Source organism: Vibrio sp. FF266 (assembly GCF_041439695.1).
GTDB classification, from domain to species: domain Bacteria; phylum Pseudomonadota; class Gammaproteobacteria; order Enterobacterales; family Vibrionaceae; genus Vibrio; species Vibrio tasmaniensis_A.
The window spans coordinates 1-13,157 of the sequence record NZ_JBGOOO010000041.1 but is presented as its reverse complement, the minus strand read 5'-3'; the positions used below and the strand labels follow the sequence as shown (position 1 = coordinate 13,157).

General features: G+C 37.1%; 11 protein-coding genes and 1 pseudogene. All 12 read right to left on the bottom strand.

All coding sequences use genetic code 11. The annotated features are described in order from the left end of the window. Nucleotides 1-21: 21 nt before the first annotated feature. Nucleotides 22-1,056, bottom strand: coding sequence for a GDP-mannose 4,6-dehydratase (gene gmd, locus ACED59_RS20775; protein WP_017097102.1), 1,035 nt, complete (start codon nt 1,054-1,056; stop codon nt 22-24). A gap of 495 nt (nt 1,057-1,551) precedes the next feature. After that, nucleotides 1,552-1,944 carry a GtrA family protein gene (locus ACED59_RS20770; RefSeq protein WP_017097103.1) on the bottom strand — a complete coding sequence of 131 codons (393 nt, stop codon included), beginning with the start codon at nt 1,942-1,944 and terminating at the stop codon, nt 1,552-1,554. 1 nt (nt 1,945) lies between these two features. Further along, a complete protein-coding gene (locus ACED59_RS20765; protein ID WP_241820730.1) occupies nt 1,946-2,881 on the bottom strand; it encodes a glycosyltransferase family 2 protein in 936 nt (311 codons plus the stop codon). 79 nt (nt 2,882-2,960) lie between these two features. Continuing rightward, the gene (locus ACED59_RS20760) at nt 2,961-4,640 is read right to left on the bottom strand and encodes a DUF6311 domain-containing protein (RefSeq protein WP_371705024.1); all 1,680 of its coding nucleotides are present in this window, start codon (nt 4,638-4,640) and stop codon (nt 2,961-2,963) included. Between the two features lie 148 nt (nt 4,641-4,788). Next, on the bottom strand, nt 4,789-5,922 hold the full coding sequence (gene rffA / locus ACED59_RS20755) for a dTDP-4-amino-4,6-dideoxygalactose transaminase (RefSeq protein ID WP_017097232.1): 1,134 nt from the start codon (nt 5,920-5,922) through the stop codon (nt 4,789-4,791). Between the two features lie 616 nt (nt 5,923-6,538). Then, a pseudogene (locus ACED59_RS20750) lies at nt 6,539-6,721 on the bottom strand (DapH/DapD/GlmU-related protein); the annotation flags it as partial. A 366-nt stretch (nt 6,722-7,087) separates the two neighbouring features. Further along, complete coding sequence (locus tag ACED59_RS20745; protein WP_017097586.1) at nt 7,088-7,399, bottom strand: EamA family transporter; 312 nt, start codon at nt 7,397-7,399, stop codon at nt 7,088-7,090. Further along, nucleotides 7,393-7,731 carry a hypothetical protein gene (locus tag ACED59_RS20740; RefSeq protein ID WP_017097585.1) on the bottom strand — a complete coding sequence of 113 codons (339 nt, stop codon included), beginning with the start codon at nt 7,729-7,731 and terminating at the stop codon, nt 7,393-7,395. The genes ACED59_RS20745 and ACED59_RS20740 overlap by 7 nt, the downstream gene beginning before the upstream one ends. A 9-nt stretch (nt 7,732-7,740) precedes the next feature. After that, on the bottom strand, nt 7,741-8,463 hold the full coding sequence (locus ACED59_RS20735) for a sulfotransferase (protein ID WP_017097584.1): 723 nt from the start codon (nt 8,461-8,463) through the stop codon (nt 7,741-7,743). Then, nucleotides 8,460-9,377 (bottom strand): glycosyltransferase family 2 protein, encoded by a 918-nt coding sequence (locus ACED59_RS20730; protein ID WP_017097583.1) that lies wholly within the window; start codon nt 9,375-9,377, stop codon nt 8,460-8,462. Before ACED59_RS20730 ends, ACED59_RS20735 begins: the two co-directional genes overlap by 4 nt. A gap of 332 nt (nt 9,378-9,709) precedes the next feature. Further along, nucleotides 9,710-12,277, bottom strand: a complete 2,568-nt coding sequence (locus ACED59_RS20725; RefSeq protein ID WP_139137216.1) for a hypothetical protein — start codon at nt 12,275-12,277, stop codon at nt 9,710-9,712. Nucleotides 12,278-12,366: 89 nt separating this feature from the next. Beyond that, the coding region (locus ACED59_RS20720) for a glycosyltransferase family 4 protein (protein ID WP_371731378.1) at nt 12,367-13,157 on the bottom strand (791 nt) is incomplete at its 5' end.

The following is a 13,157-nucleotide window of genomic DNA, read 5'->3' as shown; positions in this document are numbered from 1 at the left end:
TTTAGCAAAAAACGTTAAAGATTAGAACGAGAAGCCTTGCTCGTTACGACGAAGATCTGCTTCAACCATCATTGCACATAGCTCTTCTAGTGTTGTTGTTGGTTCCCAGCCAAGTTCTTTCTTCGCCTTTTCTGGGTTACCGATCAACAACTCTACTTCCGCAGGGCGATAGAATTTAGGGTTAATTCTCATAACGACTTTACCAGTAGCTTTATCTGTCGCGGTTTCGTTCTCTTCAGAGCCATTCCACTCTAGTTCAATGTCAGCAGCTTTGAATGCCATCGTAACAAAATCACGGACTGTTTCAGTACGATTAGTAGCAAGAACATAAGTATCAGGCTTATCTACTTGTAGCATACGCCACATACCTTCAACATAATCTTTAGCAAAGCCCCAGTCGCGCTTCGCATCCATGTTACCAAGCTCAAGCACATCTAGCTTACCTAACTTGATTTTCGCTACAGAGTCAGTGATTTTACGTGTAACGAATTCTTGACCACGCAACGGTGATTCATGGTTAAACAAAATACCACTAGTAGCAAAAATGTCGTATGACTCACGGTAGTTAATCACCATCCAGTGCGCATACAGTTTTGCAACACCGTATGGGCTACGTGGATAGAATGGCGTAGATTCACGTTGAGGAATTTCTTGTACCTTACCAAACATCTCAGAAGTCGATGCTTGATAAAAACGAATTTTAGGGTTAACGATGCGAATTGCTTCTAAAAGATTAACCGGACCAATACCCGTAATTTCAGCAGTAGTAAGAGGTTGGTCGAATGACACGCCCACGAAGCTTAGCGCTGCAAGGTTGTAAACTTCATCAGCACCCGTGTTTTGTAATAGACGAATACTGCTAGACAAGTCTGTTAGATCGTATTCCACAAGCTCCAAATTAGGATGGTTCTCAATTCCTAACTCTTCGATACGCCAGAAGTTCACAGAACTTGTACGACGGTATGTACCGTATACTTTATAGCCTTTATCCAAAAGTAGTTCTGCTAGATAAGCCGCATCTTGGCCTGTAATCCCTGTTATTACTGCTGTTTTCATCAAGTTATACCTTTTACCAATTCACTTTAAGTGTTTATATCTCAATTAGATAATCAATTATATATTGAAGACGTCTGAACAACCAGATTATATAAAGTTTTCAAAATCACCAAGTAACTTTAGCCAACAACATTATCTTAAGTTGACGCTTAGCCGATCACTCTACGAGTGAGTTGTTCTTTATTGTTGCCTTGTACTAATTTCATCCCTGGGTGCTACTAAATGATGTCATCAAAATGCATTTTGGAGCAAGTGGATTCAAACAAGTCTTGAGTCCAATTAGACTTTATATCGTAACGTATCCCAAGACTTTCCTCTACCTCCAATTCGAGCTTTAGCTAACGAACTTGCCCAATGAATGAACCAGCGAAGGAGTTATAACAAATCGATTTCGGCTCAGGTTGCCAACCTACAGCGACCTTGCGCGTTTAACCGTTCAATCATAAGATAACCTGCTACTGTGAAAGATATTGTCAACGATTCTCGCAGAAAAAATCAACGAGAGAAAACCCAAAATTTATACACAAAATAAGTAATCAGGGGAAGAACCGTACTGATTAAGACGATTCCAATCAAATAATGCCAGTTCATAACCTCAGCCAAAGATGAGAACAACACCGTACCAATAAGAGCGGTAGCTGACGCGAAAAGGAATTTTAAATACTTTGATACACTGGCGTTGGAAGAAAATACCCAATAAGCATTCATAAAATACGAAAGGATGTTCGTAATAAAAAAAGCTATTATATTAGAAAGCACTGGATTTAATCGCACTATTTCTACAGCTAGAATGACTAATGTCGTATGCACCAACGTATTGACAACGCCAATCGTCCCAAACTTAATCAAGCTTTTATATCTAAAAAAATACCGAGCTAAGATACTCATACTATTTAATTATTTTCCTAGCTATATAAACTGGTCTATTTTTAACCTCTGAATAAGTCCGACCTAAATACTCTCCCAGGACACCAATACCGATCAATTGTATCCCTCCAATAAATAGGATAGTTACCATTATTGACGCAAAACCTGGAGTATCAACACCAAAAACTAACGTTTTAAAAACCAAAAACAAAGCGTACATTATAGAAAGTAAAGAAATAGTGAGCCCCAAATATGACCATGCTCTTAATGGAATGGTACTATAGCTAGTGATACCTTCCAAAGCAAAGTTCCATAACTTCCATGTGTTAAAGCTTGTTTCCCCTGAAGCACGGTTTTCTACATTATACTCTATAGTAACGGACCTAAATCCGACCCAGGCAAATACGCCTTTCATAAAGCGGTGAGACTCTTTCAACTTATTGACTTCAGCCACAACAATGGCATCCATTAATCTAAAGTCCCCAACACCGGATGGTACTTCAATGTCTGATATAAGATTATGAAACTTATAAAAAGCATTTGCTGTGATTTTTTGGATTCGAGTATCCGTATCTCTGTTTGCTCTCTTAGCTAAAACAACTTCATGACCTTCTTCCCATAAACGCACCATTTCGGGAATTTTTTCGGGAGGGTGCTGTAAATCAGAATCAATTACAACAACAAGATCACCGTTCGCATTATCTAAGCCGGCTGAAAGAGCAGCCTCTTTACCAAAATTTCTGGACAAATCAACTACGCAAACCCCTTTATAGCGAGCCTGCATATCAACTAACCTGTCATAGGTTTGATCTGTACTGCCATCATTTATCGCGATAATTTCTAAATTGTAGTTATCCAAATCCTTGTCGAATATAGTAACAATCCGAGAAAAAAAAGCTTCCACCCCATCCTCCTCATTATAAAAAGGAGAAACCACACTCACCAACTTATTTTCCACGTCTATACCTTTTGGTTTTAGGTCAAATGCCAATACACTATGTGAAAACATAGTTATATATTATACTCATAGCTAAGTACTACTTATTCACGCGACAAATGTACATCCCAGGCTCCAACTTACAGATGATTTTTACATCTTTAGGGAATAACCCCTGGATACTTGTAACATTAGGATAATCATCTGAAGCAAAAACAAAAGCTGAAGATTCATTTATCGCTAAAGATATTTCTTCTTCAACATCCGAACAAGACGCTTGGTATCTAGCTATATACCCCGTGTTCAGCTTGATATCACGCTCAGATGCATATTTCATGAGAGGTAATAATGTATTATGAGGAGAAGACTTTGTCGGGCATCGGAATTTAGGGTAAAAATAAATCATACTAACCCCCTCTCCCGTCGCTAACTCTACTTTTGAAGGCGTAAGAATAGAGGTGCTATTTTGAGACACCACACTAGAAAACACATTAAGCCGACCTTTCAAATCTACAATATGAATAGCAGTAAAAATTAGGATTATACCAAGCCCAAAATATCTTTTTCTTGTGCTTGTGCTTGTGCTTGTGCAGTATCTTGAAATCACGACAATAGAATAAATAGCGATGGCGTATCCTACAGGCCAAAAAAATCGACCCGACGCCCTAAATTGAGACGTAATACTATCCATAAAACTTGGGTATGGAACATTTATTATATTATATGTACCAAAATACACCTTATTAGACAGAGCATATGCAGTAAACAAAAAAACCAAAAAAAACATAAACTTATGCTTGCGTAAACATCCAAAATTATTGCCCATATCCAGGGTGATAGCTAATGGAAGCAAAGCCAAAAGACCAGCTCCTAAATAATTAAAACCTTCCCCTTGCCCTGGCATGGTAACAGCATTAATTCTAAATAAATCCCCCCCTAAAAAAGGCGAAAGAATATTCATGGAATATAAACCAAAACCTCCATCACCAACTACACCAGATGAAGAAAAAGGTAGTAATGTAATTAACATAGAAGAAAGCACCATTAATGCAGGTGAAACTACAAAAATGATATTTTGTTTGAGGTTATAGGACTTCCAAAGATGAGAAACTGCCGCTATATAAATACAAAAGCTCATTACAAACAAGTAAACATTAATATAAAAAGCACACAGTAAAAGCAACATGGCCGATTTAAACTGAAGCTCCCCTAACTTAGTCGAGCGAACATACAAGCAGAAAGAAAATAAAAGCAGCCAATGTGACATCAAAGATATATGCCCCATGCGAGCCATTAAGGCAGGGCTAAACACAAAAAACACGGTCAATGCTACTAAAGCGATCAAAGAGTTTATTTTTAGCTCTCTTAGAATCCACCAAGCACCAACACCTTGCATCAAGTAACAAAAAAACACCCAGTAACCAAAAGGATTAAACGGGAAATAACTTTCTGGAACTAAGACCTTAAGAATAACTGAATAAATAGGAATTATATCAACAAACGTAGCTCTTGTTCCGTAAGGGTAGTTAAATGTATCGAATGATAACAGTGGCCACGACCATGGTGCATCAAAATAAGCATTAAAGCCTGCTACATACTGAGTAATATCAGAGTTTTCTGACAACCAATAACTAGAATTACCTGAAACAAAGCCATCAGGAAACATAAGAACTAAAGATAAAGAAATACAGATCAGACTAAAAAATAGTGCAACAAAAGAATCAGAACGAAAAACTAACACACCACTACTTATTCCATTTGAATTATTAAAAACACTCACCTTATTATTATCCTCCGCAATAATAAAAATTACATAAAAAACGTTACAATTCAAAAAATATTAAAGTAACTATTTACCAAATAAAATAAATGAAGGCTAGAGGTGTTTACACTCTCTAGCCTGAAAATATTAAACTGTCGTCTAGTAATTATAGAGCGTAAAAGTCTTTAATATACTTTGAAACCAATTCGACATCACCCCTTTCCATCCCAAAATAGAGAGGGAGTCTGATTAGCTTTTCACTTTCATTAGTTGTATATGTGTCGTCACCACAGAACTCTCCAAACTCTAATCCTGCAGATGCCGTGTGCAATGGTACATAATGAAAAACGGCTGAAACTTCCCGCTCTTTCAAATAATTTAGCAGTTCTGTTCTAACATCTAGTGCCTGGCATTTAAAGTAGAACATATGAGCATTATTAGTCGCAAATTCAGGAATTGAAGGCAACTCAATAAGCCCTTTATTTTCAAGTTCTTCCAAGTAATTTTGATAATAGTTCCAAGTTACAAGACGGTCGGTATTTATACGCTCTAACTCTAGGAGTTGCCCGTAGAGATATGCAGCTTGAATCTCGGAAGGTAGAAAACTAGAGCCAATATCAACCCATGAATACTTATCCACATTTCCCCGAAAGAACTTACTACGGTTGGTGCCTTTTTCTCGAATAATTTCGGATCTTTCAACAAACCTTTTATCGTTGACAATGAGAGCTCCTCCCTCACCGCCACTGGTTACGTTCTTCGTTTCGTGGAAACTAAATGCACCAAAGTGCCCAATGCTGCCTAACGGCTTGCCTTTGTAAGCACTACCAATAGCTTGCGCTGCATCTTCTACAACAAATAAGTTGTGCTCATTTGCAATCGACATGATCGCATCCATATCGCAGGCAACCCCGGCGTAGTGAACAGGGACTATAACCTTGGTTCTTTCGGTGACTGCAGCTGCAATACAAACAGGGTCAATGTTCATCGTATCTTTTTGCACATCGACAAAAATTATCTTTGCGCCTCTGAGCACAAACGCATTAGCCGTTGAAACAAAAGTATAACTAGGTACGATGACCTCATCACCTTCTTTTAGATCAATTAATAACGCAGCCAGCTCTAACGCAGCAGTGCAAGAGGGAGTGAGTAACGCTTTTTCACATCCCGTCAAATCTTCAAGTAACTTCTCAGACTTCTTACAAAAAACGCCATCCCCACAAAGCTTTTGGGACGAGATCGCGTCTGAAATATATTGTAACTCCGTACCTAAAACAGGCGCTTTATTAAATCGAATCATAACCTACTTCCTAATAACTCACTGGTAACTACTGTCTGTAAATGTTGGCACCATTGCTTATTTTCCAGATAAAAAAGAAAAGCGTGCGTATACCTGATTCAAACATGTCCTGATCGCTAGCTTAATGCCCCATAAATTTACGCGCATTGATAACGTACCTCAAGCAATGTCTAAGGCGATCCGTTATATATATCATAAAGCTACCAAAACTTTTACATAAACCAACTTAGACTCTGCCATCGCAACTATAGATAAACACCACACCCAAACTAAGTGGAAAAATTTCTTCACCTAGAAGACCCGACAATAAAAGCACATAGCGTTTCTTAATTAAGGGAAAAAATCTACTGTGCCTCTATAGGCTTGATAGCGAGTCTGAATGCAACTGCTAGTTCACATAAAATCTAAATATTCATAAATTGGTGAAAGACATAGTTGAAGTATACCGTTTAGGTTCAAAAACAGACAAAAAATTTCAAATAACAGCGTATTTTAACTATAATAGCTAACAGCACCATCACGACCTCATGATCAGATACTCAAAATAAGTGCACAGAAAATGGTATTGGCACACCCTAAAATTCGAGTTTCTGTCATTAAATTTACTAATTTCAATCTAAAAAGAGCTATTACTTAATACTCTATCCTTAATGTAGACGGCAGGTATACCACCAACAACGGTATAAGGTTCAACATTTTTCGTAACAACACTTCCTGCCGCAACAATAGCCCCTTCTCCAATGGTTACCCCTTGCAACACTGTCGCATTACCACCAATCCAAACGTTGTCTTCCACAACAATTGAAGCGGAATTATCAGGTAAACTAATATCTCTACCATCGTGGCCTGCTGCAAAAAACCTGATTGCTGGCCCTAATCGCACATTGTTTGCAATTGTAATCTTGGTGCTAGCCTTATCATGCCACGATGTATAAAACTCACACCCTCGATTAATTGAAACATCCTGCCCCAAATATATTGTCGATGGATAACGAAAGTACACATTGGAGTCAATAAACACGTTGTGGCTATATTGCCCCAATAGACACCGCCAAACCGGCCCCCTGAAAACAGGAGGCAAAAAGAATATGACACTGTGTATTATATTGATTCCGTATGAATAGTGTAAAAATGCGAATCGAAGAATGTTTTTTTTCATGAAATATTACACCATATAAACTGATACACCAATGAACACTAAAACAGCTCCCATAAATTGATTACAAGTCACATTTTCTTTTAAGAAAAAACGTGTCATGAAAAGCACTACTAGGCCATTCAAACTTGTCGCCATATACACAACATCCACAGATAAATACTGTAAAGCGTTAAAACTGATAATTGGCGCTAACATCAATAGCGCGACTGTAAAAAACAAAGTGATTTTGCTTTTATTCCTACTGTACTCTTTATAAGTTACAACTCCTATTGAGGTTGCCAAAATAGCAGCAAAAACAAATAAGTAACCAATTAGCATTTTCTTTTTGAAACCTCCATCAAATAAAGCCCGGAAAGTATAATCCCCAGACCTACGACTTTCTGAAGAGTCAGTTCAGCCTCCCCTGTAGCAACCGCATAAATGAAAATCAAAGGAAAAAACATGGCTGTTAATGGGTATGTTTTTGATAGATCATAACGACGGTTCAACCAGCCCCATGCAATAAACTTGATAACATTCAAAAAAACTACGGTAGCAATAACTGCGATACCTACCCAGCTAAACAACTCAACTTGAGATGCTGATTCACTCAAAATAACCGATGTTAGAAAGGTTAAAAACACCGTAAATAAGACAGAGACAATTCGCATAATCAATTTCTAACGTTCAAAGTCAGGATACTGGCCTAAATATAAAAAAGTATCTCTATAATAATCGTAGAGGTACTCCATCACTTCCTCTGGTGGCTTTTCTTTATTTGAGCTAGTATTTTCAGCCCTAAAGAAGCTTTTCGGTTCATATTTATGATCAACACCTAAAAACTTGTAGGTTCTTGACAAGCTTAATAGATGCTTAGTTAAATTTTCTGTCGAAAGAATGAGTAAGCTATCTTTAGGGAAATACTTCTCATACAAGTCAATATAATTTTTATACAAGCCCCTGCCTAAATAATCGAACGGGTCTGTGGACAATACGGACGTTAGCGAAGGAGCCTGTTCTCTATTTAGGATAGCATCACAAATCCCTCTACTTTCCAGGCCATTACTAACTGAAAAGTGATAATTTGACAATGCTCTTTCAACGGGGTTTCGTAAGACCATAATAATCTTGGCTTCAGGAAACATAGTGGATATTCTTTGAGCAGCTAATTCTGACTCAATATAAGTTGTGCTTTTTTCACCGCACGCAAGGATGTCACTTTCAACATTTGAAAAATATTTTGATAAGTAGCTGTGCTTGTTATCGTCAAATTCATCACCTAAAAAGTGTTTAGGCTCAGGTCTAACGGGCTCGGCCATCGCTATCTGAGGGTGTTGCTGTAACATTTTATAGAGCCATGTTGTACTGCTTCGTTGAGCCCCTACAATAAAAAACTGGTTCATTCGACTTCCTCTGATACGTGATAAGCGCAATCATGGGACAAAGTTTTTGAAATTCGTATAACATATTCACCCAGTACCCCAAGCAATAAGATAACAAACCCATTCAAAAATGATAGTAATGCAACTAATGTTGTCCAACCTTGTACACTACTTCCAAAAAGCAATTGATTAACTATCATAAAAAGTCCCCAAATAAAACTAACAATAGATATACCCCCACCGAGTATTGATAGCGCTTTAAGTGGATAAGATGAATAATTAAAAAGTAACCGACTGACAAGTATAAGTATTTTCCCTAAAGAATAATTGGACTCACCATCATCCCTTTTAGCGTGTTTAGTCATAGTATTGCCTATTTTACTGGCGTGCATCAGTAATAGACCAGGGATGTAAGGTTCGTTTACACGATATTTGATAATGCGCTGAGCCAAAGCTTGCGTAAATATTCTAAAATTAGTAAGTACAATATCATCAGGTTTATTGAATATTTTGTTATTTAAAACATCAATTAGTTTCGTTCCTAAGCGTCTATAAGGTGCATGTTTTTTTTCTTCAAACTCAGCAAAAACCAGATCATAACCTTCATTTATTTTTTCTACTAACTTACAAATTTCGCTTGGCGGATTCTGTAAGTCATCGTCCATGGTAACAATATAGTCACCCGTCGCTTTCTCAATTCCGCACATTACGGCCGTATGTTGGCCATAATTCTTTACGAGATTAATGGCCTTAACCTGAACTATATCAGTTGCTAATTTCGAGATAACTCTCCAGCTGTCATCGGGACTGCCATCATTGACCAGAATGATTTCATAGTCATGTGTAATTTGAGATACATAAGGAATGATTTCATTCACTGTCTTCTCGACGAATAACTGGCTTCTGTAAACTGGGATAACTATTGATAACTTCACTAAGAATACCTTTAAAACTCAAACTAAAAACCAAAACCGCTAGATCTCTACCATAGACTTTACTATTCAACTCCGGCCTTAATGTAACCTTAAACTTTACGCACGAATAAAACAGCTCGTTTCAAACAAACCATCGTAATTTCCAGCATCTACCCAAACAAGTTCCGCCCTAGCAACTCAACGTTAAATTACCAGGACGACTATTGGCTAGTAACTCAGGATATTACAAATTCAGTTACATTAACCATTGGGTTATCATAGGTAATCCAATCTCTTACCGAAAACCGCATGAGAGGGAGGTCCGTTGGTGTGTTTTTTTTACTTACAATGTTTTAATTAACACTATCCAAGCAACTACCTGAAAGCTCAAAATTTGATATAGCAAACGATACTTTTCTCGTATCTTTTGAATCAACTTGATAAGGCGGTTTATTACTTTTCATATAGATACCAAAACCGCCAGGAGGCACATCAAAAGTCTGCAATATTTGATTCAACCGCCCAGGGATTAATTCAACTTTATAAGACTCTCCTGATATTTCAAACTCAACCTCTCTAGGAACCAAGGTAGCAATCGAAAAATCCAGTTCACAAGAAACTGTATTCTCACTTTTGTTAGGAATAAACAAATTTGCATTGCCTTTAGCCCAAGAAAAATTACCCCATCCACCTTCCCATCCCCAAAAGTTATAATTAAGCACATCATCATTTAACTTAGGCTCTTCAACATACCCGAAAGGTTCTAAATTTACATCAACACCATACTTCAATACCTTAAAGTCAAAGATCCCGAAGGACACTTTCCTAGAGTCTTTAGACTTATTTTGACTAGAATTAACCGTAAAAGCTGGCTTATCGGTAGTAATGTCAATGTAAATACCTCCTGGTGGAATCTCAATATCACTGGAAAAGGGGGTTAACTGTTTAGGGATCAAATCTAACTTGTGCAAATCCCCCATAACAGAGAATTCTACGGTTCTCGGAACTAAAGTAGTTAAAGAAAATTCCAGCCTATAATTTAGAGAACTCTCTGTTCCGTTAGGGATAAACAATTTAGCATTGCCTTTAGCCCAAGAAAAGCTACCCCAACGACCTTCCCAGCCCCAAAAATTCTCGTTCAGAATGCGAATAATAGGCCTTGGCTTCGAGTTTTCTTCTGCTAACAATTTAAAAAACACATAGCGCCTAGTCTTATCTTCAATGTAGGGTTTTCCTAAATTATCTGATAAGGATTGAACTATACTAACTCCATTATCCTCATAACCAAACCTGTCAATTGTTATTCCTGAAAATCCAGATTTCTCCAATATTTTTAATTGAGTCTTTATGTCTAGCTTTAGTAGTTCTGTAATCCAATAGTCAGACTCTCTTCCACGAATAGCGCTGTTACTCCAACGAATTGAAGGTTCTGTGGCAAAGTAGTTGACGAAACTATTACTATAGTCACTCATTTTATTTTTTGGATGAGATTCTGGAAAAGACATATGAGGTAATTGTAGTACATTTGAACCTGAAGATGAATTTAGCTCTTTCTGCACAGAATCGACAAATTCCCTTTGAGACTTCACTCTTTCAACGATTGTCTCATCAGAAGAAAAAGTCATTCCTTTACCGGCTATATCCCACAAACCTATACTAAAGAACATAACTATCAGCGGAAATATAAAAAAAGTTTGTTTCTTTGTAAGTTTTAAATACAAGCTATTCAAAAGAACAGCAAGCAAAACTAATGAAAATAAAGCTATGAAAACAACACCTCTCCCATACCCTCGAATAGAAGGCGATATGTAGAGTGCAAATAAATAAGAAAAACCAGAATAAGTCATTAACAATATCCCACTAATAAGGAGAATTGCGTATCTTGATTTTATATTTGTTACATTAACTTTTGTGATTAATGTCACCACACCAAAAACCAACCCAATGACACCAGCTATACCAAGGGCTCCATCTGAAGCAAAGTAGTCAAGTGGTAATGTTTCAAGCATTGACCAAGGGTGTCCTAAGACAGGGGAGAATAGGTCGGAAATCCTCATGGAGTGAGTTAGGCTTTCTTCTGCAATCCGATTAGCTACGCCAGTGTTTTTTCCATTCAAATACTGAAAATACAAAAAAGGCAAAAATGAAACGAGAAATGCTGAAACCATTGTAGACAATAGAATAAACCCACTAATTACATGTCGAATATTTCTATTTACTACAAAAGACGAAAGTGTTATTACACATACAAAGTAACATAAGAAAAATGAATAATAAAAATTCCACACAGAAAAAAATAAAACAAAACAAATTATCAATAAATTACCAAACGAAAAATCTAATTTCAAACGCCCTTCATGTTGCTTGTAAAATATGGGAATGCCATCCCACACCTTGGTTATAAAATAAAAAAACAACGGCAAGTAGAAATAAGTTATATAATACGTATGTCCCGTTCTAAAGAAATGGAATGGAACAAATGAAAATAAAAGGCTACAACCAACAGCAATAATCGGAGATATTGACAACTTCCTTAAAAACACAAACATCCCGAGAGAACAAAAGAAATAAGACGCTACAACATAACTATTAAATACAACAAAAACATCCTCACTGGCCATAGTGAATAGTTTAATAAATAGATATTGAGTTGTATTTGGTACACTAAAGTCCCCCATAGAAAAGCCAAACGGACCTCCCATTGTTGAAGAATGAGGAACCCCATATATAGGCCAGTCACCAGTTCCTATCATTTTAATCATTTGCAAAACATGAAGAACATCACCTCCATATGAAATTGGATAGTTCCAGTTTAATTCATTCAAATCGTAACTATAAACTAAGTTTCCATACGTCAAAAGCATCAATAAAAGTAACCAAACGATATTTCCCAATGCCTTACTTTTAGAATCATTACCCACAAAAAACTCTCTAATTTTATTTTTGTTAAACATTTTTCATTAAAATCAAAACACCCTAAGAATATTATATCTTAGGGTGTTATTTAAAGTTATTGAATAGTCAGACATTTCAATAATTGCTTAGAGCTTTCTTTCCAGGTCAAATATGGCATATTGTCAGACTTAGGATGCTCATCTCTTTCATACAAGATCAGCCAACTTTTTATCGCCAATTCTAAATGAATTGGGTTATCGTCTTCTGAGAAATAGTAGGCATGCTCACCAGCCACCTCACGAAACACTTGAATATCGCGCGCTATAATAGGCGTTTTATGCATAGCAGATTCAATTAGGGGTAAACCAAAACCCTCACCTTCACTGGCAGCGATAAGACAGCTCGCATCTTGATAAAGCATGTCTAAATATTCATCACTTATACCTTCCAACCAAAAAAGGCGTTTATTGAGTTGCTTATGCCCCTTGAGCCTTTGGAGAGTTACGTCATTGCACCAGCCCGCTTTACCTACAATAATTAAAGCAATGTCTGAGCCCGATTCCCAGAGTTTCTCAAATGCATCTAACACCAACCCATGCGCTTTTCTTGGCTCAACAGTCCCAACCATCAAAAACGTTTCCATGGTATCGCAAAGAGATTCAATATAGCTTGCATAACTAGGTATACCGACACTAGGTACGGTATCATCCAGATTAGCTCCTAAATGGAAATGCTTATTATCAAAATAGGCAGGGGTAAGTTTGTTATTTTTATCGATCCATTCTGACAATTTATTCGACACGTCTTCCGATATACACAGTGCGCCATCAGAACTAATCACAGCCTCTAACCGGCTTTGTTGCGTAATTAAATTTAAAGATAGAACTACCCCGTTTCGCGTATTTC